The sequence below is a fragment of the Gordonia heveisoli genome (genome assembly GCF_030315745.1).
Classification (GTDB): domain Bacteria; phylum Actinomycetota; class Actinomycetes; order Mycobacteriales; family Mycobacteriaceae; genus Gordonia.
The window spans coordinates 122,211-146,545 of the sequence record NZ_JASXSH010000003.1; the positions used below are offsets into that span (position 1 = coordinate 122,211).

Here is a 24,335-nt window from a genome sequence, read left to right on the forward strand (position 1 = left end):
GCACCGTCGAACATCAACGCGTAGAGGAGCGAAACGTGTCGCAGTCGGCACCCGTCGATGTGGTCGGGATCGGGTTCGGACCCGCGAACCTCGGTCTGGCCATCGCGATCGAGGAACACAACCGGACGCCGGGGGTGCAGGCGGCACTGAGCGCGCGCTTCGTCGAACGCAAAACCCGGTTCTCCTGGCATCCCGGGATGTTGCTACCCGGAGCAACCCTGCAGGTCTCGTTCCTCAAAGACTTGGTGACACAACGCAACTCTCGTTCGGAATACTCATTCCTGAACTACCTGTCGGTGCGCGGACGCCTGTCTCACTTCATCAACCGGCAGGACTTCTTCCCGCTGCGTGCGGAGTTCAACGACTACCTGTGCTGGGCCGCCGATCGGGTGTCGGTACCGATCAGTTACGGCACCGAGGTGACCTCGGTCGCCTGGCGGAACGGACATTTCGAGGTCGACGCCGGATACGGCGGTGTGATTGCCGCACGCAACGTGGTGCTGGGCGGTGGCCTGCGCGCGAAACTACCCGCCGGCGTGCAGCCCAGTGCCCGGGTATTCCACAACCACCAGTTCTTGCAACGCTTCGCCGAACTTCCGACCGCCCGGCACGGTCGCTATGTGGTCGTCGGCGCGGGGCAGAGCGCGGCCGAGGTAGCGCTCCATCTGCTTGACAACACGGACGCCGAAATCCACGCGGTCTTCGCAAAATACGGCTATACGCCGGCCGACGATAGCCCCTACGCCAACCGCATCTTCGACGCCGACGCGGTCGACGAACACTTCGGAGCCGAGCCGGTCTGGCGCGACCGGCTGATGAGCTATCACCGCAGCACCAACTACTCGGCCGTCGACGCCGACCTCATCGCACAGTTGTATCGGCGGGAGTACCGGGAACGGGTGGATGGGCGTCGGCGATTGTACGTACACGGAGCCTCCGAGATCGTCTCGCTCGACGACCGTGGCGACGAGGTGGAAGTCGGCGTCGCACATGGCCTTTCCGGCACGTCACGCACGCTGCAGGCCGACGCGGTGGTGATGGCCACCGGCTTCGAGCCCGCTCGAATCGACGAACTGCTCGGCGACGACCTCGCCGGGTCCGCTCACCTCGACGACCATGGCCGCCCCGTCCTGGACCGGCAGTACCGCCTGTCCACCGACGAGCACATCCGGGGCCAGATCTTCGTGCAGGGCAACTCCGAGCACACCCACGGACTGTCTTCGACCCTGTTGTCCAACATCGCGATCCGGTCCGGTGAGATCACCGCGACTCTCGCCGCCACGCGCATGACCGGGGACCCGCGGCCCGACTCGCTGGCGACCGCCTCCGCAGGCTAGCGGGCCGCCCAGGTTCTCGCGAAGGTGCCGATCCGGTCGAGTAGGTCATCGAACACCGCGTCGACGTCGGTCGCGACGGCGATCCGGGCATTGGCTGGACCGGTCATACCGCGTTCGTCGGCGACGGTCATGCCGCGCGTCAGCGTTCCGGTGAGTTCGACACCGATGCGGGCGGGCACCGTGGCGACGATGTCGGGGGATAGCGCGACCATCGCCGCGAACGGGTCGTGGAGATGAGCGATATATCCCTCGTCGTGGTCGGCGTGGAATTCGAAATAGAACCGCAGTGCGTCGACGAGATCCCGGATCAGATCGTTGTCCGACACCGACCGCAGGCCCCGCTCGTCGGCGGGATCCGGACATTCCACCGGGTGGCTCCCCGCGACACCGGCCAGGCGCACAACGTGGTCGGGGGTCAGTGCGATGGCCTCCGTGAGGTCGAGCGGGCAGACGATGGGATCGGGCGCGACGCCGGTGCCGAAGGCCTCGAAAACCTCGGCGGCGGCCTCCGGGTCGACGGCGACATTCCACTCCGCGACCGGTGTCGTGTTCCCGTGAGCGTGGAACGCGCCACCCATCACGACGAGGCGGCGCAGCCGCGTCGGTAGCGTGGCGTCGCGTCGGATTGCCTCGGCCAGCGAGGTCAGCGGTCCGGTGACCAATCCCACGAGTTCACCCTCGTAACGCCGTGATGCCTCGATCCACGCATCGGCAGCGTCGCCGGGGGCTGCGGCAAGTGTGACGGCCGGTAGTTCCGCGTAGCCGATGCCGAGCGGACCGTGGGTGTCCTCGGTGGTCATCAGGTCAGCGACCAAGGGAGTCGGTGAACCCTGATGCACCGGGATGTCGCCGCGGCCGCAGAGACCGAGCCACGCCAGGTTGTTGGCCGTGACGACGTCGACGGGCACATTGCCCGCGGTCGACGCGATCCCGACGATCTCGACGTCGGCCCGGGCCAGGAGGTAGATCAGCGCGACCGAGTCGTCGATACCGGTGTCGCAGTCGAAGAACAGGCGCTGGGTCACGGCGACCATCGTGACCGGAATCGTTCCCGGTACGCAATTCGCAGCCGTCCCCTCCGATGCGCGAAGGAGCGGCGCGGACTCGACAGATCAGCAGAGATCGCTACCGTCGGCACCATGACCTCCCAACAGATCGCATTCGAGTGGACGTCGTCAAACCGCGAGTGGCTGATCGAGAATCCGATCCGGATCGTGGCCTACATCCTGGTCGGTCTGGCCATCCGGTTCGTGGCGCATCGCGCCATCGATCGGGCTACCCGCCGACCTGCCGGATCGTCGAAGGCAACCACCGACTCACCGAGCACGGACCGAAAGCCGTTGCTGATCAGGCACTTACGGGAACGTGTTCCCTCCTCGGCGGGCGGACGTGGCGCGGCGCAGGCCGAACGCCGCGCACAGCGGGCCGCCACCATCGGCTCGGTGCTGAAGTCGACGACGTCGATCGTGCTGCTCATCTGGGTGGTGCTGTCGATGCTGTCCGTCGTCGGGGTGAATATCGCACCCTTCCTCGCGTCGGCCGGGATCGTCGGTCTGGCAATCGGTTTCGGCGCACAGAATCTGGTACGCGACTTCGTCACCGGCATCTTCATGCTGCTGGAAGACCAATACGGGGTCGGCGACGTCGTCGACCTGGGGGAGGCGGTCGGTGAGGTGGAATCGGTCGGTCTGCGCGTCACCACACTGCGTGACGTGGACGGCACGCTCTGGTACGTCCGCAACGGCGAGATCGCCAGGGTGGGCAACATGAGCCAGGAGTTCGCGGTGGCGCGCATCGACGTCCCGGTGTCGCCGTCCACCGATGTGGAGAAGGCCCAGCACGTGGCGGCCGGGGCCGCGCGTGCGGCCGTTCACGACGATCCGTCCGACATCATCGGGGAGGTCACGATGCTTGGCGTACAAGCGGTGGCCGCCGACCAGGTCATGTTGCGCCTGACGGTGACGACCAAACCCAACGCACAATGGGCGGTGGCGCGTCGTCTGCGTGCCCGGATCCTGCGCGCCTTCGTCGCCGAACAGATCTCCCTGCCCTATGTCGGGGCGTATGCCTTCGCGGCCGGTCCGAATCAGGGCTGATACGAGACCAACCCCACCTGACGGTCGCCGCGGGTACGCCAAACGATGCAGGGCCGGTTCGTGTGAACCGGCCCTGCATCGTTGTGTCCGAGGGGGGACTTGAACCCCCACGCCCGTTAATAGGGCACTAGCACCTCAAGCTAGCGCGTCTGCCATTCCGCCACTCGGACTTACTGCCTCAGCGTCGATCTTCTCTGTCTCGATCATCTCGCTCACCTGCGGCGCGCACAACCATAACCGAGGTTGCCCGTCTACCCCAAATCACGTAGGAAACAGGTGTGACTTCCTCAGCAAACGCCCCGCAAGCCGTCGACGAGGTCGTCGATCTGGTCAGCCGTCTGATCCAGTTCGACACGTCAAACACCGGAGAACCCGAGACCACGAAAGGCGAGGAGGACTGCGCCAAATGGGTGGCGCAGATGCTCGAGGAGGTCGGCTACACGACGCAGTACGTCGAATCCGGCCGGCCAGGGCGCGGCAACCTGTTCGCCCGGCTGCCCGGCCCGCCCGACTCCGATCGAGGTGCTCTCCTCATCCACGCCCATCTGGACGTGGTGCCCGCCGAACCCGACGACTGGAGCGTCCACCCGTTCTCCGGGTCGGTCGCCGACGGATACATCTGGGGTCGCGGCGCTGTCGACATGAAGGATATGGCCGGGATGGCACTCGCCCTCGCCAGACAGTTCAAACGCGACGGCACGGTACCGCCCCGCGAGATCGTCTTCGCCTTCCTCGCCGACGAGGAAGCCGGCGGGACCTGGGGATCGCACTGGCTGGTGGAGAATCGCCCCGACCTGTTCGAGGGCATCACCGAGGCGGTCGGCGAGGTCGGCGGCTTCTCGCTGACCGTCGATCGTCCGGATGGCACGCAACGGCGCCTGTACCTCGTGGAGACGGCCGAGAAGGGACTCTCGTGGATGCGACTGACCGCGGACGCCACCGCGGGCCACGGGTCCTTCCTGCACAGCGACAATGCGGTCACCGAGATCGCCGAGGCGGTCGCCCGCATCGGCAGGCACACGTTCCCGCTGGTGATCTCCGACTCGGTCGCCGAGTTCCTGCAGGTGGTCTCGGCGGAGACCGGTCTGGATTTCAATCCGGAGACCCCGGATCTGGAAACCGCTTTGTTCAAGCTGGGCAACCTCGCCCGGATCATCGGCGCCACCTTGCGTGACACCGCGAACCCGACGATGCTGCAGGCCGGCTACAAGGCCAATGTCATCCCGCAGAAGGCGCACGCGGTCATCGACTGCCGGGTCCTGCCCGGACGGCAGCAGGCCTTCGAAGCCGAGATCGACGAACTCATCGGACCCAACGTCACCCGGGAATGGATCACTCATCTCGATTCCTACGAGACCAGCTTCGACGGCGACCTCGTCGACGCGATGAACGAGGCGATCCTCGCCCATGATCCCGACGGCAAGACGGTGCCGTACATGCTGTCAGCTGGGACCGACGCCAAGGCCTTCGCCAAACTGGGTATCCGCTGCTTCGGGTTCGCGCCGCTGCAACTACCCCCCGACCTGGACTTCGCCGCACTCTTCCACGGCGTGGACGAACGTGTCCCGGTCGATGCAGTCCTGTTCGGCACCAAGGTGTTTGAGCACTTCCTTCTACACAGCTGAGACATCCGGAGTGTAGGTTCGCCCCGTGTCGGCCTGGCCACGCCTAAGGTGACAGGTGACCGACGACAAGCCACTACCGAAAGGTGACCCGATGGCGAAGTTCGATCCGTACGAACCGTTGCCCGCCCTGCCTGGATTCACGCTGACCTCGGAGTCCGTCACAGACGGGGCGCCGCTGCGCAGCCAGCAGGTGAGCGGGATCATGGGTGCCGGGGGTGACGACCTGTCGCCGCAACTGAGCTGGTCGGGTTTCCCGTCGGACACCAAGAGTTTCGCCGTCACCGTCTACGACCCGGACGCACCGACGGCCGCCGGATTCTGGCACTGGGCGGTCGCCGATATCCCGGTATCGGTCACGAGTCTGCCCGAGGGCGCGGGCGACGCGAGCGGCGGCGGACTTCCGGCCGGCGCGGTGCAGTTGCTCAACGACGCGTCGTCGAAACGGTTCGTCGGCGCGGCACCACCCCCCGGACACGGTCCGCACCGCTACTTCATCGTGGTGCACGCAGTCGACGTGGAGTCGCTGGAACTGCCGGACAACGCGACGCCGGCCTACCTCGGATTCAACCTGTTCTTCCACTCGATCGCGCGCGCGACGATCGTCGGGACCCACGAGCAGCCCGCCGAGAACGTCTGACCGCGGAGCGTCGGCGGCCACCCATCTAGAGATGGGTGGCCGCCGACGTGCGATCAGCGAGCGGCGCTGCCCACCGCGTCGGAGATCGACGCGAACCCGGCCTCGCGGACCCGCTGCGCCAGGCCCTCGTGGATCTCGGTGACCCACAGCGGGCCGCCGTAGATGAAGTTCGTGTAGCCCTGCAGCAGGTCGGCGCCCGCGCAGATGCGTTCCCACGCCTGATCGACGGTCTCGATCCCGCCCACGCTGACGAGCGCGATCCGGCCGCCGACCCGGTTGTACAGGCGGCGCAGAACCGCCAACGACCGGTCGGCCAGCGGGGCGCCCGACAATCCGCCCGCGCCGATCTCCTCGACCTCGTCGGCCGGCGTCGCCAGCCCCGCACGGCTGATGGTCGTATTGGTCGCGACGATTCCGGCCAACCCCAGTTCGACGGCCAGGTCGGCGACCGCGTCGATGTCGTCGTCGGCGAGATCGGGGGCGATCTTCACCAGCACCGGCACCGTCACCTCCTCCTGCACCGCGGCCAGGATCGGTCGGAGCGAATCGACCGCCTGCAGGTCCCGCAGTCCGGGGGTGTTGGGAGAACTGACGTTCACAACGACGAAATCGGCCAACGGACCGAGGAGCCGGGCGGAGATCCGATAGTCGTCGACGGCGTCGGCAACCGGGACCACCTTGGTCTTGCCGATGTTGGCACCGATGGGCACCGACACCGGGCCGGGACGGACCTGCGCCAGATGGGTCGCAGCGACGTGGGCGCCGGGATTGTTGAAGCCCATCCGGTTGATGAGGGCCCGGTCGGCCGGTAGCCGGAACAGCCGGGGCGTCGGGTTGCCGGGTTGGGCCTGCCCGGTGATCGTCCCGATCTCGGCGTAACCGAAACCGAGTTGGCCCCAGGCGTTGACCGCGGACGCCGACTTGTCGAAGCCCGCCGCCAAGCCCAGTGGCGCGGGGAAGTCGACACCGAACACCCGCTGGCGCAGTACCGGGTCGTGGGTCGCGAACACCTTCGCCGCGGCGAACCGCAGTGGCGCGACCCGACCGATCGCCCGGATCGCGGTCGAGGCGATGCCGTGGATGCGTTCCGGCGACAGCAGGAACATCACTTTGAGCAGCAGCGGGTAGAGGGCGCGATTGAGCGCACCCACGACAGTTCTCAGCACAGTGCCTTCCTTGGGGCGTGAGGTGCGATGGTTTCGGCGGGCCGCATCCATGCACCCATGTATCCGGGGTTCAGCCCGCGGCCGGATTCTCCGGATGGCCGGGGGCCGGGCGGCTGGCAGCCCGCGGCGGCCGTTTGCGTTTGAGCAGCACCTTGCGGGTGCCGTCCGAGTACAACCGGACCCGGGACAGTTCCCACCCGCCGAACTCGGCTTCGAGGGCCAGGCGCATGGATGCGGTCACCCGGGTGACATCTGGTGGCAGGCGCAGCAGCAGGCGTTCGTAGTCGGCGTCGGTGACTTCCCAGCCGACCGGGTGCCGGTTGCCGTGGCGTGCGGCCGCCCGGCCCGCCCGGGGCAGGTGTCGATGACCGGCGCTCAATGCTCACGCCCCGGGGCCGCCTGCGCCGGTACCCAGCGGGGCGCCGGTCGGGATGGTCTGCAGCTGACCGTCGCGGGAGGACAGCACATACAGCGCGCCCGACGTGTCGTCGACGACGAGATGATCGGGCTGCGCGACCGTGGCGAACTCCCGCACACGTCGTGGTTCACCGCTGGCGAGTGCATAGGCCACCACCTTGTTGTTGCCCGTCGTCGACACCCAGAGCAGCTCGTGGGTGTCGTCGTAGTCTACGGCGAACGGACCGCCGGCCACCGGATAGCGGAAGCGCATGATCATCGGGGAACCGAAGAAGCCGAGGATCTCACCGTCACGGGTGTTCGCCACGAGGACACGACCGAAGTGGTCGGCGGTGGCGTTGGTCGCACCGTTTCCGGCGCGGAGCGCGGGGCCCAGATCGCCGTTGTCGAGGTCGATCGGGGTCACCGAGGACTGCGCGCGGTCCAGGACGACGACCTGCTCACCGTCGGTACCGGGCAGCCCGACGGTCAGTTCATCGACGCCGACGAAGCCACCGAAATCGTGGAGTTGTCGGAAGTCCTTGTCGTAGACGACGACCCGACCGCCTGCGGTACCCACGACGACCCGACCGTCGGCGGTGCGGGCGAGTGCAGTCGGCTCGGTGATCGTGGTCGGCGCGCTACGCACCTGACCGTTCGCGTCGATGGCGACCAGAATCGACGGACCGACCCCGACGAACGAGCCGTCTCCGGCCGGGATCAGATCGAGGAGTGCGGGTGTTCTCACCGTGCTGTGGGCACCATCGCCGCGGGCGAGACTCGCGGTCGGCAACCGCAGCACCTCGGTGCCCGCCGTCCCGAGGACGGCGACCGTCGGTCCCGACTGGGCCAGTGCGCGCGCCCCACGGGGGACCGCGACGACCTGGCCGGCCGGGGCCGCCGCCGGACCGGCGGGTGCCGGACTCGCGGTCGCCGGGGTGACCGTCGGGACATCGGGGCGGGAGTCGTCGGAGGAGGAACAGCCCACCACCGCGACGGCCAGGGCCGTCGTCAGCGCCGCCACCCCGACCGTCCGCAGGCCACGCTTGTGGAATCGATGGACGGGTCGCAGGGGACTGAGCGCACGCATGTACTCCATCTTGCGTGAACGTGACCGGGCCTCCGGACCCGGGGCCACCCGATATGAGAAGTCTGTCCGCCGACGCCCCGAGGCGAATCGAGAGCACGGCGCCGCACCGCGTAGCATCGCGCCGTGACCGACACCATGACCTGGACTCAGTCGATCGTTCTCGGAGCCCTGCAGGGCATCACCGAATTCCTCCCCATCTCGTCCTCGGGCCACCTGCGTATCGCCTCGGAGCTCATGTTCGGCGACGATGCCGGCGCATCCTTCACCGCGGTTACCCAGCTGGGGACCGAGGCCGCGGTGCTGGTCTTCTTCGCCCGCGACATCGCGCGGATCGTCGTGGCGTGGTTCCGCGGGTTGTTCCACGCCGACGAGCGCGGGATCGACTACCGGGTGGGCTGGTATGTGATCTTCGCGACCATCCCGATCGGACTGATCGGGTTCATCTTCAAGGACGAGATCCGGACCAGTGGACGAAATCTCTGGCTGGTCGCCACGGTGCTCATCGTGTTCTCCGGTGTGTTCTGGCTCGCCGAGCGATATGGCACCAAACAGCGGTCGATGGAGCAGCTCACCTTGCGCGACGGCCTCGTGATGGGCCTCTCGCAGTGCCTGGCCCTGGTGCCCGGCGTGTCCCGGTCGGGTGCGACGGCCAGCGCCGGTCTGTTCCTTGGCCTCGAACGTGAGGCCGCCTTCCGATTCTCGTTCCTCCTCGCCATCCCGGCGGTGACGGCCTCCGGCCTGTTCAGCCTGCCCGATGCGTTCTCGCCCAGCGGGGACGGGATGGAGGCGACCGGACCGCAGCTGCTGGTGGCGACCGTCATCGCGTTCTTCGTCGGCTATGCGGCGATCGCCTGGCTGCTCAAATTCGTCAGCGGTCACTCGATGAACTGGTTCGGCGCCTACCGCGTGGTGCTCGGGTTGGCGCTGATCGCCTTGCTGGCGACCGGGACCATCAGTGCGACGTAGGCGCGGGTCGGATGCCGCATCGGTGCGCAATGCCTAAGGTTGACCCATGACCGTGATTCTGGTTCGACACGGGCGTTCGGTGGCGAACACGTCGGGGGTGTTGGCCGGCCGCTCACCCGGGGTCGCCCTCGACGACCATGGGCAGACGCAGGCACGAGACCTGGTCGGTCGCCTCGGCGTGTGTCTCGACGACATCACCGCGATCGCCCGCTCGCCGCTGCAGCGCTGTGCCGAGACGATGGCGCCCCTGGTGGGAACGCTCGACGCGCGGGTCCGCGCGGGGGAGTCGAAGTTCACCGGCGAAGTGGTCGTCGACGATCTCGCGGAGGTCGACTACGGCACCTGGACCAGCCGGCCCATCCGCGAGCTCCTCAACGAGCCGCTGTGGAAGGTGGTCCAACAGCAACCGTCCGCGGCGGTGTTTCCGGAGGGTGAGGGACTGGCCGATGTGCAGGCCCGGGCGGTGCGCGCGATCCGCGAACTCGATCGCATCCACGGCGGGCCGGACGGGTCGGGTGTGTGGGTCGCCTGTTCGCACGGTGATGTCATCAAGTCGGTGATCGCGGACGCGATGGGCGTACACCTGGACGGATTCCAGCGGATCGTGGTCGATCCGGCGTCGATCAGCGTGATCCGCTACGGACAGACCCGGCCCTACGTCCACACCGTCAACAGCACCGAGGTGCTCTCGGTACCGGTGTCGCGGCCCGCGCACGACGATGCGGTGGTCGGGGGTGGTGCCGGTACCGACGGTCGGCGACCCGATGGCCCGGTATCCGATGGCCCGGTATCCGACGCCGCACGCGCGGCGATAATGGCAGAGACGAACTGAGGAGGTGTGATGGCTCGCGCGATACATGTGTTCCGGAGTCCGGACCGCTTCGTCGCCGGAACGGTCGGGCAGCCCGGTGATCGGACGTTCTACCTCCAGGCGGTGCACGAGACCCGCATCATCAGCGTGATGCTGGAGAAACAGCAGGTGGAGATCCTGGCCGATCGCATCGGCGCGTTGTTGGAGGAGATTCATCGACGTTTCGGGACGCCGATCCCGCCGCAGACCGATCGGGTCGGGGACATCAGCCCGCTGGTGATGCCGGTCGACGCCGAGTTCCGGGTCGGCACGATGGGGCTGGGCTGGGACGCCGAAGCCGAGGCCGTGGTCGTCGAACTACTGGCGCTGACCGACGGCGAATTCGACGAGAGTGTCGTCCTCGATGACACCGATGAGGGTCCGGACGCGGTCCGGGTGTTCCTCAGTACCCAGGCTGCCCGGGAGTTCGCGGCCCGATCCTCGAAGGTGCTGTCGGCAGGCCGCAGGCCCTGCCCGCTGTGTGCGGAACCGCTGGATCCGACCGGGCATCTGTGTGTGCGGACCAACGGCTACAAACGTGACGCACAGCTGAGCAAGTCGCTCGACTTCATCGATCCAGAGGTCCTCAACAGCCTTGCCGCGCAGGGTGATCCACGATTCCTGGAAGCTGACGACGAATTCGGTGAGCAAGGGACCGATCCGGCCGATCCGGATGTGGACGACCCCGACAGCGACAACCCCGACAGCGACGACCCGGGCTCCGCGTCCGGCGGCACCCGGCCCGACACCTCGTTCTGAGATGCCCTCAGCCGATCCCCTCGAGGTCCCGGACGACGGCCCGTCGCCGTCGGAGATCCTGCGCACCGGTGAACTAGTGGTCGTCGGGCGGATACCGTCGGCCAGCAACGTGACCCTGGTCTGTGACGCCGTTCTCGGTGACCGCGAATTGCGCTGCGTCTATAAGCCGGTGCGCGGAGAGGTGCCGCTGTGGGACTTCCCCGACGGCACCCTCGCCGGGCGTGAGGTCGCCTCGTATCTGATCTCGCAGGCACTCGGTTGGGACGTCATCCCGGAGACGGTGTTGCGTGACGGCCCGGTCGGCCCGGGGATGCTACAGCGCTGGATCTCGACCCCCGACAACACCGAGCGGTCTCATTCGTCGACGACGGTCTCCGCGACCGATCCGTTCATCGGTGCGAGCGAACTACCCGCAACCCGGGTGGACCTGGTCGATCTGTGCCCGCCGGATGCCATGCCGACCGGCTTCCGGGCGGTACTCGAGGCACTCGACGGACTCGGTGAACCGGTCCTGCTGGTCCATGCCGACGATCCGCGGCTACAGCGGATCGCCGTACTCGACGTCATCCTCAACAACGCGGACCGCAAGGGCGGACACGTCCTGGAGGCGTTGGACGGCGGCGTCTACGGCATCGACCACGGCATCTGTCTGCACACCGACGACAAGCTGCGAACCGTGCTGTGGGGTTGGGCCGGTGAACCGGTGCCTGCGCATCTGGTCTCCGATCTCCGAGCACTCGAACAGCAGTTGGCGGATGGGTCCACCGACCTGCGGACCGCACTCGCCGAACACATCACCGCCGACGAGCTGGATGCGCTCAGCCTGCGTATAACCATCCTCGCCGCGTCCGCGGCCATGCCCGAACCCCCGCCGCACCGACCGATTCCCTGGCCGCCGTTCTGATCGGCGCCGTCCCGCTGGGCGCCTGGTGCGGATCGGCCGGGCGTGCTCGCATCCCGGGCACGCGTCGGTGAACACGAGCCAATACAGTGGGGATCATGCAGTCGTGGCCTGATCCAGCAGTGCCGGTCGTCCCCGGGAGCGGGCCGGCCCTCCGTCTCTTCGACACCGCCGATCGCGCGGTCCGGCCGGTCACCCCGGGCCCGACGGCGACCATGTACGTCTGCGGCATCACGCCCTATGACGCCACGCACCTCGGGCATGCCGCCACCTACGTCACCTTCGACCAGGTCAATCGCGTGCTCCGCGATCTCGGACACGAGGTCAACTACGTCCAGAACGTGACCGACGTCGACGACCCGTTGTTCGAGCGGGCCGACCGCGACGGCGTGGACTGGCGTGACCTCGGCCGGCGCGAGACACAGCTGTTCCGCGACGATATGACCGCACTGCGGGTGCTGCCGCCGCGTGACTACATCGGGGCGATCGAGTCGATCGGCGAGGTCATCGAGGTAGTGGAGAAGCTACTGGCCTCGGGTGCCGCCTATGTCGTCGACGATGCCGAATACCCCGACGTGTACTTCCGCGCCGATGCGACCGAACAGTTCGGCTACGAGTCGGGCTACGACGCGCAGACGATGGCCACATTTTTCGCCGAGCGCGGCGGCGACCCCGATCGGCCGGGTAAACGCGATCCCCTCGACGCCCTGCTGTGGCGCGCGGTGCGCCCCGGCGAACCGTCCTGGGAGTCGCCCTTCGGGCCGGGGCGTCCGGGATGGCACATCGAATGTTCGGCGATCGCACTCAACCGGCTGGGAGTCGAATTCGACATCCAGGGCGGCGGCAACGATCTGATCTTCCCGCATCACGAGTTCTCCGCCGCCCATGGTGAGGCGCTGACCAACACCCGTCGGTTCGCACGCCACTATGTGCACACCGGCATGGTCGGGCTCGACGGCGAGAAGATGTCCAAGAGCCGCGGCAATCTGGTGTTCGTCTCGGTGCTGCGCCGCGACAAGGTGGACCCGGCTGCGATTCGCCTGGCATTGCTCGCCGAGCACTACCGTGCCGATCGGATGTGGACGGACGAGACCCTGCAGACCGCGTTGACCCGACTCGGCCGCTGGCGTTCGGCGGCTGCATCGTCGAACGGACCCGACGCCGCGCCGGTGATCGCACGTATCCGCCAGCATCTGGCCGACGACCTCGATACCCCGAAAGCCCTTGCCGCGGTCGATGCCTGGGCCGACGACGTCCGGCAGGGGATCGGCACCGACCCCGACGCCCCGGCCCAACTGTCCGCCGCCGTCGACGCGCTGCTGGGGATCGAACTGCACTGACCCGGCACGCCGACGCGGCTCGACCTCCGTCGGGCTCACCGCGCCGCGACTGGGTACAGTGCTCGGGTGGCACGCGCGCAGGAGATCTCACCGAATACCGAGTCGGGTGTATGGACGGTCGTCACCCGCACGTCGACCTATCTGCTCGATCTCGAGGAGATGACGCTGCTGCGGGCGCCCGGGGTGGGCGGAACCGACGACGAATCCTGGACGGTCAGCGCGCTGCGTCGGGACTCCGAGGACATCCCGCTGCTCGGTGTGAAGTCGTGCCGCGTCGGTGAGTCGGCCCAGTTCTGGGTACGGGCCGCCGATGATCCGGACGTGCGCACCTGGCGAATCACCACACCGGTGGTGTCGATCGAACGGATCGGCTGAGCGGCTCGCCGCGCATCCTCCGTCGAACTGGTGGCGAGGTCGTCACCACAAACCGATCGGGGTACCGGAGGCCACCGGAAGATCAGCCACCGAACTGACCCGTGCCGGGTCCCCGTCGCTTCAGATAGCGCTCGAACTCCGCCGCGAGGGCGTCGCCGTCGATCTTGGACAGCATCTCGTCGGCGTCCACCTCGGCGTCTCCGCGTTCTTCGAGAGTGCGGACGTACTCGGCGATCTCCTCGTCGTCCTCGGTCATCTCGGTGACCGCGGCCTCCCAGTCCTCGGCCTGTTCGGGCAGGTTGCCCAGCGGGACCTCGATGTCGAGCACCTCTTCGACGCGGGTCAGGAGCGCGACCGTGGCCTTCGGGTTCGGCGGCGCGGACACGTAGTGGGGGACGGCGGCCCAGAACGACACCGACGGCATGCCGACCTGCACCAGCCGATCCTGCAAGACACCGGTGATCCCGGTGGGACCCTCGTAGCGGCTCTCGGTGAGGTTGTAGCTCGCCGCGGTCTCGCTGCTGAACGCACTGCCGGTCACCGGCACCGGTCGGGTGTGCGGGGTGTCGGCGAGCAATGCGCCGAGCATCACCGTGGTCTCCACATCCAGGGCTTCGGCGATCGCGACGATCTCGTCGCAGAACGACCGCCACCGCATATTCGGCTCAATCCCGTGGACCAAGACGATGTCGCGGTCGGCCGCGTCGAGCCGGCAATAGGAGATCGACGTGGTGGGCCAGTCGATGCGCCTCGTGACACCGTCGATCTGCTTGATAGTGGGTCGGTTGACCTGGAAGTCGTAGTATTCATCTGAGTCGATGTCGGCCAAGGGCTGGGCATCCCACACCAAGGCCAGATGTTCGATGGCTCCACTGGCGGCATCAGCCGCGTCGTTCCATCCCTCGAAGGCAGCCAACATGATGGGCCTGCGCAGGTGGGGAAGATTCGACAACTGCTCTGCGTTCACTCATACCAGCCTACGGCCGAACCCCGAGAGAGGGCGAACTACGCTGACTAGCATGTCCACCAACCGCGCCAGTGATCTCCAGCCGCACCAGCCCGCCTTCGACACGACCTTCATGTCGGCGATGGCGCGTCGGGTCCTGATCGGCGATGGCGCGATGGGCACGATGTTGCAGGCCGCGGACCTGACCCTTGACGACTTCAACGGCCTCGAGGGCTGCAACGAGATCCTCAACGACACACGTCCCGACGTTCTCGCGCAGATTCACCGCGCCTACTTCGAGGCAGGCGCCGACGCCGTCGAGACGAATACTTTCGGTTGCAACCTGTCCAACCTCGGCGACTACGACATCGCCGACCGAATCCGCGAGCTGGCCTACAAGGGCACCTCGATTGCACGCGGTGTCGCCGACGAGGTCGGCCCGTCGGCCGACGGCACCGACCGGTTCGTCCTCGGGTCGATCGGTCCCGGCACCAAACTGCCCAGCCTGGGCCACACCACCTTCGCCACCATTCGCGACGCCTACTACGAGTGTGTGGCCGGCATGCTCGATGGCGGCGCCGACGCGATACTCATCGAGACCTCGCAGGATCTGCTCCAGGTGAAGGCTGCGGTGATCGCCGCGCGTCGTGCGATGGCCGATCTCGGGCGCCGTATCCCGATCATCTCCCACGTCACCGTCGAGACCACCGGCACGATGCTGCTCGGATCGGAGATCGGGGCAGCGCTGGCCGCGATCGAACCGCTCGGCGTCGACATGATCGGCCTCAACTGTGCGACCGGTCCCGCCGAGATGAGTGAGCATCTGCGATATCTGTCGAAGCATTCGCGGATCCCGGTGTCGGTGATGCCGAATGCCGGTCTGCCCGTCCTGGGCCCCAACGGGGCCGAGTACCCGCTGGCCCCCGACGAACTCGCCGCCGCCCTGGCCGGGTTCGTGTCCGAGTTCGGACTCGACTTCGTCGGCGGCTGCTGCGGTACCACGCCCGAACACATCCGCCAGGTCGCGGCTGCGGTCGCGGCCACGACCAAAGCGGCCCGCGACCCGCAACATGAGCCGGAGACCTCCTCGCTGTACTCGGCGGTCCCATTCGACCAGGACGCCAGCTTCCTGGTCATCGGTGAGCGGACGAACACCAACGGCTCCAAGGCATTCCGCGAGGCGATGATCGCCGGTGACTTCCAGAAGTGCCTGGACACCGCCAAGGATCAAACCCGTGACGGCGCGCACATGCTCGACCTGAACGTCGACTACGTCGGCCGCGACGGCGCCGTGGACATGACCGCGCTCGCCACCCGCTTCGCCACCGCGTCGACGCTGCCCATCATGCTCGACTCGACCGAACCGGACGTCATCCGCGCCGGGCTGGAGGCGCTCGGCGGCCGGTGCGCGGTCAACTCGGTGAACTACGAGGACGGCGACGGCCCGAACTCGCGCTACACCCGGATCATGCAGCTCGTCGTCGAGCACGGCGCCGCCGTCGTGGCGCTGACCATCGACGAGGAAGGGCAGGCCCGGACCGCCGACCACAAGGTGGCCATCGCCGAACGCCTGATCGCCGACATCACCGGGAATTGGGGTCTGGCCGAAGAGGACATCATTATCGATGCCCTGACCTTCCCCATCTCAACCGGTCAGGAGGAGGTGCGGCGCGATGGCATCGAAACCATCGAGGCGATCCGCCGGATCGCGCAGGCCCATCCCGACGTGCATTTCACGTTGGGCATATCCAACATCTCGTTCGGCCTGAATCCTGCGGCACGTCAGGTCCTCAACTCGGTGTTCCTGCACGAATGTGTGCAGGCCGGGCTCGACACCGCGATCGTGCACGCCTCGAAGATCCTGCCGATGGCGCGGATCCCCGACGAGCATCGCGAGGTCGCGCTCGATCTCGTCTACGACCGCAGGCGTGCGGGTTACGACCCGCTGCAGCGGCTGATGGAGCTGTTCGAAGGTGTTTCCGCGGCATCCGCACGTGAGTCGCGCGCCCAGGAGCTGGCGAAGCTGCCGTTGTTCGAACGCCTGGAACGGCGGATCGTCGACGGCGAGCGGGACGGACTGGAGTCCGACCTCGACGAGGCGATGACCCAGGTGCCGCCGCTGTCGATCATCAACGACACCCTGCTGTCGGGGATGAAGACGGTCGGTGAGCTGTTCGGCTCCGGCCAGATGCAGCTGCCGTTCGTGCTGCAGTCCGCCGAGGTGATGAAAACGGCTGTCGCCCATCTCGAACCGCATATGGAGTCGACCGGCGAGGACGGCAAGGGCCGCATCGTGCTGGCTACCGTCAAGGGCGACGTCCACGACATCGGCAAGAACCTCGTCGACATCATCCTCAGCAACAACGGCTACGAGGTCGTCAACATCGGTATCAAGCAGCCGATCAACACCATCCTCGAGGTCGCCGCCGACAAGCGTGCCGACGTGATCGGCATGTCGGGGCTACTGGTGAAGTCGACCGTGGTGATGAAGGAGAACCTGGAGGAGATCAACTCCCGCGGGCTGGCCGACGCCTATCCGGTGTTGCTGGGTGGGGCGGCGCTGACCCGCGCCTACGTCGAGAACGACCTCTCCGAGACGTATGAGGGCGACGTGCACTATGCGCGCGACGCGTTCGAGGGTCTTCGCCTGATGGACGACATCATGGCCGTCAAACGCGGCGAGGCGCCCGATCCCGACAGCCCGGAGGCCAAGGCCGCCGCGGAGAAGGCGGCCGAACGCAAGGCGCGTCACGAACGCTCCAAGCGGATCGCCGAGAAGCGCAAGGCCGCCGAGGTGCCGGTCGAGGTGCCCGCCCGGTCGGATGTGGCCGCCGACAACGAGATCCCCGATCCACCGTTCTGGGGTACCCGGATCGTCAAGGGGGTGCCGATCGCCGACTACATGCAGATGCTCGACGAACGTGCGCTGTTCCTCGGCCAGTGGGGTCTGCGGGGCGCCCGCGGTGGCGAGGGTCCGTCGTATGAGGACCTCGTCGAGACCGAGGGACGCCCACGTCTGCGCGAGTGGATCGACCGGCTTTCGGTCGAGGGCATCCTGCAGCACGCCGCCGTCGTCTACGGCTATTTCCCGGCCGTCAGCCACGGCGACACGGTGCATGTGCTTACCGAACCGCGCCCGGACGCCGACATCCGGTTCAGCTTCGAGTTCCCGCGCCAGCAGCGGTCACGATTCCTGTGTATCGCCGACTTCATCGCCTCCCGCGAAGCCGCGACGGCTGCCGGTAAGGTCGATGTGCTGCCGTTCCAGCTGGTGACGATGGGGCAGCCGATCGCCGACTTCGCGAACACTCTGTTCGCCGCCGACGCCTACCGCGACTACCTCGAGGTGCACGGCATCGGCGTGCAGCTGACCGAGGCCCTCGCGGAGTACTGGCATCAGCGGGTGCGTGGCGAACTCAAGTTCGGCGACCGCACCATGGCCAGCGAGGACCCCGCGAATGCGCAGGGCTTCTTCGACCTCGAATACCGCGGTGCGCGTTACTCCTTCGGCTATGGTGCCTGCCCGGACCTCGAGGATCGTGCGAAGATGATCGAATTGCTGGAACCCGAGCGCATCGGCGTTGTGCTGTCGGAGGAACTGCAGCTTCATCCCGAGCAGTCCACCGACGCCTTCGTGCTCCATCATCCGGAGGCCAAGTACTTCAACACCTGAGTACTTCAACACCTGAGTACTTCAACACCTGAGTACTTCAACACCTGAGTGCCGGCACCGAACTCAGGTGGCGGCGAACAGTGCCGGCACCAACACGATCGAGGCCAGCGACCCCAGGATCGCGATCGTGGCGAGGGTCAGCATCGTCGGCACCCGCCGTGTACCGGCGGTCCCGAAAGAGGTCACCAGCAGTGCGCCCCACACGACGAGGCCGAGGAGCCAGACCATCTCGTAGTTCGGACAGTCCGAGTCGTCGAAGTCGTCGGTACACATCGCGCTCAAGCCGGTCATGACGAGGGTTGCCCAGACGCTCACGGCGCAGAACAACAGCGTCAGCAGCGGTGTGAAGACTCGGACCAGGATGACCCATAGCGGCGTCTTCGATGAAAGTGGGGCGGGGACCGGCGGATTCGAGTACGGAGACGGGCCCGGCGGAACTGCGAACGCCGGGTACGAGATGTACGGCGACGTCACAGGCGGCAGTGGTGGGGATTTCACGGACGGGTCGGGAGGACCACCCCGTGCGGTCCAGTCTGGCTCATCCTGCCTACTCATCGTCCCCCGATCGGCGCTGGTGTCAGGGCCGAGTGTAAGCGGGTTCCGGCATATCGCCATCCCGTTCTCCACACGGTCCCACCGTGTGAATATCCGCTGATCGCAGGGCGTGCTCGGACCACCAGCCTGCTATGCGATCGACGATCGAGTCGGGGGTCCTGACCCAGCCGAGGTGGTCGAGAGAGTCCTCGGGCGCCGCGGCGTCGGGCCCATGGGTGATCACGGTGCGGTCATCGGCGCGGAAGTGGCGTTCGAGGTGGGCGGCTGCGGCCGGCGGTACCAGACGGTCGTGGTGGAGGCGGACAGCGAAGGTGGGCAGGGATATCGGCCCCGGTGCGTCCGATCCGGGCAGGCGACCGGTGGCCACCATCCGCGCCCACTCACGCATCAGGGTCCGTGGCGTCGGGCCGCCGAATCCCCGACGCGGCCAATAGCCCAGCACCGAGGTGATCAGCGGGACGCCGACCCGCGCCGCGATCCCCATCCGTCTCTGCTGTGCGTAATACCGTGCCCAGGGCACCGAACCTGCGACCAGCACAATACCGTCGGGGATTCCGGCCGACGTTGTTCCCGGAGGTGTACCAGCCGGGTCGAGCAGTGCGCAGAGCTGCGCTCCCAAACTGTGTCCGAGGATGAGTACCGGCCGCCCAGGGCAGGCGATACGCGCCTCGGACACCGCCACCGCGAGTGCGGCGGCCTCGTCGGCATAAGACCAGTTCGATCGCCACGACGGACCGCGGTCGCCACTTTCCAGACCGCGTCGCGCCACCACCGTCGCCGACCACCCGTGACGTTCGAACGAGGTGCACAGCGGGCGGTAGAAACTCGCCCGAACGCCCATGGCGGGGGAGATGAGGATCTGCGGCGAGGGTGAACTGGGCTGCATACCGATCATCGTGACCCACCGCTGGACGCACATCCACTACCTGTCAGGTAGTCGATTCCACTACCTCGGCGTCCTACGATGATCCGATGGCAGCACAGGTGGGTTCGTTGTTGCGTCAGTGGCGGGCCACCCGGTCGATCAGCCAGCTCGACCTCGCGTACGCAGTAGGTGTGTCGCCGCGGCACCTGAGTTTCGTCGAGACCGGCAAGTCGCGCCCGAGCGCGACCCTCATCGACGCGTTGTCGCGTCGGCTGGACATCCCGCTGCGTGAACGCAATGTCCTGCTGCTCGCCGCCGGTCACGCGCCTCGCTACAGCGAACAGTCGCTCGATGACGCGGCGATGACTCGGGTGCGAAAGTCCGTGCAACGAATCCTGGACGCGCACAATCCCAACCCCGGAGTCGCACTCGATCGCGTCTGGAATGTGGTGCTGGCCAACGATACCGCCGCCGCTCTCACCGCCCTGCTGCCGCCATCGCTGACCGACGGCGGTATCAACATGTTCCGGGCGTCCCTACACCCCGATGGTTTCGCCTCCTACACAGTCGACTTCGAGGTATGGGCAGGCTATCTGCTGGACACCCTGCGTCGGCTCGCACGGATCACCGGCGACCGTCGACTCGCCGACCTCGACCGCGAGGTCAGCGCGTACCCCAATGTCGCCGAGTTGGATTCCCGCAAGACGGACTTCGGGACGGGTGCGGGCAGGCCGGGGGAGCCGACGCTACTGGTGCCCTTCGGATTGCGTCTCGGTGAGGACGTGCTGCGTTTCTTCACCACTCACACCACCTTCGGCACCCCACGCGACATCACCCTCGAAGAGCTGACCATCGAGCTGTTCTACCCCGCGGACGATGCGAGTGAGGCTCGGCTTGCGATGATGCTGGGGTGAACCAAGCAGGGGTGAACCAAGCAGGGGTGAACCAAGCCGGTCCCGCCGCCGTCTTCTGGGATATGGACGGCACCCTGCTGGACTCCGAACCCATCTGGGATATCGCGATGTCCGATTTCGCGGTGCGCCACGGCATCGTGATGAGTCCAGCGCTACGCGAACAGACCCTGGGCAGTGCACTGCTCGACGCGATGGACGTCGTCTATCACGCCGCCGAGATCGCCCTACCCGATCGAGATGTGTCCGGCGATGCACGTTGGCTCCTCGACCATGTCGGCGAGCTGTTCGACGTTGGCCTGCCCTGGCGCCCGGGTGCGCCCGAGGCGCTGGATCTCCTCGCGACGGCGTCGATCCCATTGGTGCTCGTCACCAACACGGTGCGCGAACTCACCGAGGTCGCCCTGCAGACGATCGGCGCCGACCGCTTCGTCGCCACGGTGTGCGGTGACGAGGTCAGCGCGGGTAAACCGGCGCCCGATCCGTATCTGCGAGCGGCGGCCATCGTCGGGCAGCACCCGGCGGCCTGTCTGGCCGTCGAGGATTCGCCGACGGGTGCGGCGGCGGCCACCGCGGCGGGCTGTCCGACGCTGGTCGTGCCCTCCGCGGCGCCGGTCGCGCCCGGTGCGTTGCGGCGGTTCCGGCCGACCCTGGCCGGACTCGGGCTCGCCGACTTCGCCGATGCGTGGACCGGGCAGACGACCGGCCACCCCGACGTGCAAAGATGAGAGACCGTGAAGACATTCGAGGAACTGTTCGCGGAGCTCAGCGAGAAGGCGCAGACCCGGCCGGCCGGTAGCGGTACGGTGGCCGCCCTGGATTCCGGTGTGCACACCCTCGGCAAGAAGATCATCGAGGAAGCCGGCGAGGTCTGGCTGGCCGCCGAACATGAATCCGACGAGTCGCTGGGTGAGGAGATCTCCCAACTCCTGTACTGGCTGCAGGTGATGATGGTCAAGCGTGGTCTGTCGTTGGCGGACGTCTACCGCCATCTGTAGGGCCGGAGGTCCGCGGCCCCGGTCCCGTTCTCGCAACGATTCTCTTCAGGCAACCAGTTAGGACATCACAGATCATGTTGCGTGTAGCCGTTCCCAACAAGGGTGCGCTCTCCGAATCGGCGGCCACCGTGCTCGCCGAGGCCGGATATCGCAAACGCTCCGACAGCAAGGACCTCACGGTCCTGGACAACAACAACGACGTCGAGTTCTTCTTCTTGCGGCCCAAGGACATCGCGATCTACGTCGGTGCAGGCACGCTGGATCTCGGCATCACCGGCCGCGACCTGGCCCGCGACTCGGGCGCGGCCGTCGACGAGGAACTCTCGATGGGGTTCGGCTCATCGACCTTCCGCTACGCGGCCCCGGCCGGGCAGGACTGGACGGTCGCCGACCTGGCCGGTAAACGCATCGCCACCTCGTACCCGAATCTCGTCCGCACAGACCTGGCCGGCCGCGGCGTCGAAGCCGAGATCATCCGCCTCGACGGCGCCGTGGAGATCTCCATCCAGCTCGGTGTGGCCGACGCCATCGCTGACGTCGTCGGCTCTGGCCGTACCTTGCGTCAGCACGGCCTGGTCGCCTTCGGCGAGTCGCTCTGCGACTCCGAGGGCGTGCTCATCTCCCGCACCGGCGTCGAGAACGACAAGCGGGCCCGCCAGTTCATCGCACGTGTACAGGGCGTCGTGTTCGGCCAGCAGTACGTGATGATCGACTACGACTGCCCGCGCAGTCTGCTGGATCAGGCCAGCGCCATCACCCCCGGCCTCGAGTCGCCGACGGTCGCACCGATGGCCGACCCCGACTGGGTCGCGGTCCGCGCGATGGTGCCGCGCAAGAACCACCAGAACCTGATGGACGAGCTGTCCGAACTCGGGGCCAAGGCCATCCTCGCGACCGATATCCGGTCCTGCCGTTTCTGATCGGGCTATCTACGACGAGAGCCGGGTGCCGCATCGAGGTCGATGCCGCACCCGGCTCTGTCGTCGTGCGACGTGACTCGGCGGGGACAGGAGTTCGGGACTGGACGGTCGCGACCCGAACTCAGCCGCGCCGGTCGAGCAGTACGGTCTGTGCCGAACGCCCGATGAATCCGTCGGCATCGTAGAGATCGGCGAAAGTAGCCCCGAAACCGTGTGCACCGGTGGCCATGTCGGCGTCGACGCCGAGCCAAGGTCCACGCGGCACCGCGGTGAGGTGCACGGTCGTGTCGGTGTTCATCCAGCTCCACTCGTCCGGACGCATGCGCGTGCCGAGACCATTGGCGACGTCGAGAACGGTGAAGATCGACTCGAGATCACTGATCTGCTCACCCTCGACCAGCGGGATGTTCGGACGCAACCACGCGGCCGGGGTGTCACCGGTGCGGCCCTCGGCACGTGCAGAAGTCACGGTACCGATGAAACCGTGGTCGCCCCAGGAGAATTCGGATTCCTCGGCGACCAGACCGGCCTGGACCTTGGCGTCGTGCGGGCCGGTGGGCAGCGCGGGCACCGGATTGCGCACGATGTCGGCGGAATCGGCGGTACGCATTCGCCAGCCGACCGACTGGGCGGCGATCCGGAAGGTGCCGTCCGGCTGTTCGACTTCGAGGTCGGCACCGATCAGGGCGATCTGACGTCCGGGCCGCAACACCTGAGTACGCACCCGATTGCGGCCCAGACCGATCGGCCCCCAGATCTCCGTCGTGACCCGGGTGAAGTGCTGAGCCGGATTGGGGGCACAGCGCAACAGCGCACGCATCAGAAGACCAGCCGGCGGACCGCCGTGCTGGATGTCGTGGGACCACACGCTGACCGTGGCCTCGGTCGGCTGGAAATACTCGAGTCCGGCGGTGTCGTCGGCGGCCGTCGGAGTCAGAGGCAGGTAATACGCGGAATGCTGCACGTCGCCGAGTCTATGGGGGTCGACATAGTCCGGCCGGGTCGGGGTATCAGGCAGCGCCCGGGTCGGTCGCCGGAGACGGGGCGGGCGGCGAGCCGGCAGGCGGACCGGGATAGGGCGGGATGACACCGCCGAACTCGGGGCACCGTGCCTTGTGTTCACACATCGAGCACAGCCGCGAGCGCTGTGGCCGGAAATCGCCGGTGGCGACCGCGGCCTGAATCGCCGACCAGATAGCGGTCAGCGTCCGCTCGAATCGTTCGAGTTCGTCACGGTCGGGGGTGTACACCAGTTGCTGGCCGTCCGACAGGTACATCAATTGCAGCCGGTGGGGGACCACACCCCGGGTGCGCAGGATCGCCAGCGCATAGAACTTCATCTGGAACAGGGCCTTGGCCTCGAAGGCCGCACCGGGGGCGCGACCGGTCTTGTAGTCGACGACCCGCACCTCGCCGGTCGGTGCGACGTCCACCCGATCGATGAAGCCGCGCATCCGGATGCCGCCCGAGGTGATCTCGATGTGTTCCTCGACGGCGTCGGCCTCGAAGGCCGTCGGATTCTCCATCGTGTAGTAGGTGGCGATCAGCTTGTGCGCGTCGGCGATGAATTTCGTGTCATCGGCGGCGCCGATGATCTCGGCGAGTTCGGGACGCTCCTCGCACATCGCCGCCCAGGCACCCTCGACGAGCAGTTCCGCCGATTCGCGCGTACGCAGACTCGCAGGCATACCGAACAGATGCTCGAGTGCCGCGTGCACGACCGTACCCCGGGTCTGCGCGGTGGTCGGGGTCTCGGCGAAGCGGTCGATCGCCCGGTAGCGGTAGAGCAGCGGACACTGTTTGAAGTCGGCGGCCCGCGATGGCGAGAGCGCCAACGGCCGCCCGGCCAGTCCACGCCCGTCCGATGCCGGCGTGGCACCCGACACATCGACCGTCGTCATCGGTGACCCGGCGTTCGCGGAGGTACTC

The 24,335-nt window shown here is 67.2% G+C and carries 24 protein-coding genes and 1 tRNA gene; 15 read left to right on the plus strand and 10 right to left on the minus strand.

The annotated features are described in order from the left end of the window. Nucleotides 1-35 precede the first annotated feature (35 nt). Nucleotides 36-1,337 carry a lysine N(6)-hydroxylase/L-ornithine N(5)-oxygenase family protein gene (locus QSJ18_RS03855; protein ID WP_286324930.1) on the plus strand — a complete coding sequence of 434 codons (1,302 nt, stop codon included), beginning with the start codon at nt 36-38 and terminating at the stop codon, nt 1,335-1,337. Here QSJ18_RS03855 and QSJ18_RS03860 read toward each other — a convergent pair. Further along, nucleotides 1,334-2,371 carry a nucleoside hydrolase gene (locus QSJ18_RS03860; protein ID WP_286324931.1) on the minus strand — a complete coding sequence of 346 codons (1,038 nt, stop codon included), beginning with the start codon at nt 2,369-2,371 and terminating at the stop codon, nt 1,334-1,336. The genes QSJ18_RS03855 and QSJ18_RS03860 overlap by 4 nt on opposite strands. A 105-nt stretch (nt 2,372-2,476) precedes the next feature. Between QSJ18_RS03860 and QSJ18_RS03865 the strand changes: the two genes are divergently transcribed. Beyond that, nucleotides 2,477-3,433 (plus strand): mechanosensitive ion channel family protein, encoded by a 957-nt coding sequence (locus QSJ18_RS03865; protein WP_286324932.1) that lies wholly within the window; start codon nt 2,477-2,479, stop codon nt 3,431-3,433. 84 nt (nt 3,434-3,517) lie between these two features. Here QSJ18_RS03865 and QSJ18_RS03870 read toward each other — a convergent pair. Further along, nucleotides 3,518-3,603 (minus strand) — tRNA-Leu (locus tag QSJ18_RS03870). Between the two features lie 108 nt (nt 3,604-3,711). On the opposite strand from QSJ18_RS03870, the gene QSJ18_RS03875 reads away from it, so the two are divergent. Together QSJ18_RS03875 and QSJ18_RS03880 are read left to right on the plus strand one after the other, a co-directional pair. Further along, nucleotides 3,712-5,058 carry a M20/M25/M40 family metallo-hydrolase gene (locus QSJ18_RS03875; protein WP_286324933.1) on the plus strand — a complete coding sequence of 449 codons (1,347 nt, stop codon included), beginning with the start codon at nt 3,712-3,714 and terminating at the stop codon, nt 5,056-5,058. Nucleotides 5,059-5,149: 91 nt separating this feature from the next. After that, nucleotides 5,150-5,695, plus strand: a complete 546-nt coding sequence (locus QSJ18_RS03880; RefSeq protein ID WP_286324934.1) for a YbhB/YbcL family Raf kinase inhibitor-like protein — start codon at nt 5,150-5,152, stop codon at nt 5,693-5,695. Between the two features lie 53 nt (nt 5,696-5,748). Here the strand turns inward: QSJ18_RS03880 and QSJ18_RS03885 are convergent, their stop codons facing one another. The 3 genes from QSJ18_RS03885 to QSJ18_RS03895 all read right to left on the minus strand — a co-directional run bounded on the left by QSJ18_RS03885 (nt 5,749) and on the right by QSJ18_RS03895 (nt 8,347). Continuing rightward, nucleotides 5,749-6,861 (minus strand): quinone-dependent dihydroorotate dehydrogenase, encoded by a 1,113-nt coding sequence (locus QSJ18_RS03885; protein ID WP_286324936.1) that lies wholly within the window; start codon nt 6,859-6,861, stop codon nt 5,749-5,751. A gap of 70 nt (nt 6,862-6,931) precedes the next feature. Next, entirely contained in the window at nt 6,932-7,240 is a 309-nt protein-coding gene (locus tag QSJ18_RS03890; protein ID WP_286324937.1) for a DUF5703 family protein, read from the minus strand. Nucleotides 7,241-7,243: 3 nt separating this feature from the next. Further along, nucleotides 7,244-8,347 (minus strand): YncE family protein, encoded by a 1,104-nt coding sequence (locus QSJ18_RS03895; protein WP_286324938.1) that lies wholly within the window; start codon nt 8,345-8,347, stop codon nt 7,244-7,246. Between the two features lie 123 nt (nt 8,348-8,470). On the opposite strand from QSJ18_RS03895, the gene QSJ18_RS03900 reads away from it, so the two are divergent. The 6 genes from QSJ18_RS03900 to QSJ18_RS03925 all read left to right on the plus strand — a co-directional run bounded on the left by QSJ18_RS03900 (nt 8,471) and on the right by QSJ18_RS03925 (nt 13,538). Further along, on the plus strand, nt 8,471-9,313 hold the full coding sequence (locus QSJ18_RS03900; protein ID WP_286324939.1) for an undecaprenyl-diphosphate phosphatase: 843 nt from the start codon (nt 8,471-8,473) through the stop codon (nt 9,311-9,313). Nucleotides 9,314-9,359: 46 nt separating this feature from the next. Then, complete coding sequence (locus QSJ18_RS03905; RefSeq protein WP_286324940.1) at nt 9,360-10,145, plus strand: MSMEG_4193 family putative phosphomutase; 786 nt, start codon at nt 9,360-9,362, stop codon at nt 10,143-10,145. Between the two features lie 9 nt (nt 10,146-10,154). After that, complete coding sequence (locus QSJ18_RS03910) at nt 10,155-10,922, plus strand: DUF3090 domain-containing protein (RefSeq protein WP_286324941.1); 768 nt, start codon at nt 10,155-10,157, stop codon at nt 10,920-10,922. Between the two features lies 1 nt (nt 10,923). Next, complete coding sequence (locus tag QSJ18_RS03915; RefSeq protein ID WP_286324942.1) at nt 10,924-11,826, plus strand: SCO1664 family protein; 903 nt, start codon at nt 10,924-10,926, stop codon at nt 11,824-11,826. Between the two features lie 95 nt (nt 11,827-11,921). Beyond that, nucleotides 11,922-13,163, plus strand: a complete 1,242-nt coding sequence (gene mshC / locus QSJ18_RS03920) for a cysteine--1-D-myo-inosityl 2-amino-2-deoxy-alpha-D-glucopyranoside ligase (RefSeq protein ID WP_286324943.1) — start codon at nt 11,922-11,924, stop codon at nt 13,161-13,163. 66 nt (nt 13,164-13,229) lie between these two features. Next, nucleotides 13,230-13,538 (plus strand): hypothetical protein, encoded by a 309-nt coding sequence (locus QSJ18_RS03925; RefSeq protein ID WP_286324944.1) that lies wholly within the window; start codon nt 13,230-13,232, stop codon nt 13,536-13,538. Nucleotides 13,539-13,620: 82 nt separating this feature from the next. On the opposite strand, the gene QSJ18_RS03930 is transcribed toward QSJ18_RS03925, so the two are convergent. Next, entirely contained in the window at nt 13,621-14,505 is an 885-nt protein-coding gene (locus tag QSJ18_RS03930; protein WP_286324945.1) for a PAC2 family protein, read from the minus strand. A gap of 52 nt (nt 14,506-14,557) precedes the next feature. On the opposite strand from QSJ18_RS03930, the gene metH reads away from it, so the two are divergent. After that, nucleotides 14,558-18,157, plus strand: a complete 3,600-nt coding sequence (metH, locus tag QSJ18_RS03935; protein WP_286324946.1) for a methionine synthase — start codon at nt 14,558-14,560, stop codon at nt 18,155-18,157. Nucleotides 18,158-18,220: 63 nt separating this feature from the next. Here metH and QSJ18_RS03940 read toward each other — a convergent pair whose 3' ends face one another. Both QSJ18_RS03940 and QSJ18_RS03945 read right to left on the minus strand, forming a co-directional pair. Beyond that, nucleotides 18,221-18,472, minus strand: a complete 252-nt coding sequence (locus tag QSJ18_RS03940; protein WP_286324947.1) for a hypothetical protein — start codon at nt 18,470-18,472, stop codon at nt 18,221-18,223. A gap of 262 nt (nt 18,473-18,734) precedes the next feature. Then, nucleotides 18,735-19,607, minus strand: coding sequence for a hypothetical protein (locus QSJ18_RS03945; RefSeq protein ID WP_286324948.1), 873 nt, complete (start codon nt 19,605-19,607; stop codon nt 18,735-18,737). A gap of 77 nt (nt 19,608-19,684) precedes the next feature. Here QSJ18_RS03945 and QSJ18_RS03950 point away from each other — a divergent pair, with 77 nt between their 5' ends. The 4 genes from QSJ18_RS03950 to hisG all read left to right on the plus strand — a co-directional run bounded on the left by QSJ18_RS03950 (nt 19,685) and on the right by hisG (nt 22,406). After that, entirely contained in the window at nt 19,685-20,491 is an 807-nt protein-coding gene (locus QSJ18_RS03950; protein WP_286324949.1) for a helix-turn-helix transcriptional regulator, read from the plus strand. 62 nt (nt 20,492-20,553) lie between these two features. Continuing rightward, nucleotides 20,554-21,216 carry an HAD family hydrolase gene (locus tag QSJ18_RS03955; RefSeq protein WP_462475985.1) on the plus strand — a complete coding sequence of 221 codons (663 nt, stop codon included), beginning with the start codon at nt 20,554-20,556 and terminating at the stop codon, nt 21,214-21,216. Between the two features lie 6 nt (nt 21,217-21,222). Continuing rightward, nucleotides 21,223-21,486 carry a phosphoribosyl-ATP diphosphatase gene (locus tag QSJ18_RS03960; protein WP_286324951.1) on the plus strand — a complete coding sequence of 88 codons (264 nt, stop codon included), beginning with the start codon at nt 21,223-21,225 and terminating at the stop codon, nt 21,484-21,486. 74 nt (nt 21,487-21,560) lie between these two features. After that, nucleotides 21,561-22,406 carry an ATP phosphoribosyltransferase gene (hisG, locus tag QSJ18_RS03965; protein ID WP_286324952.1) on the plus strand — a complete coding sequence of 282 codons (846 nt, stop codon included), beginning with the start codon at nt 21,561-21,563 and terminating at the stop codon, nt 22,404-22,406. Nucleotides 22,407-22,527: 121 nt separating this feature from the next. Here hisG and QSJ18_RS03970 read toward each other — a convergent pair whose 3' ends face one another. Further along, on the minus strand, nt 22,528-23,370 hold the full coding sequence (locus tag QSJ18_RS03970; RefSeq protein ID WP_462475978.1) for a thioesterase family protein: 843 nt from the start codon (nt 23,368-23,370) through the stop codon (nt 22,528-22,530). Nucleotides 23,371-23,416: 46 nt separating this feature from the next. Continuing rightward, on the minus strand, nt 23,417-24,307 hold the full coding sequence (locus tag QSJ18_RS03975) for a RecB family exonuclease (protein ID WP_286325060.1): 891 nt from the start codon (nt 24,305-24,307) through the stop codon (nt 23,417-23,419). Nucleotides 24,308-24,335: the final 28 nt, after the last annotated feature.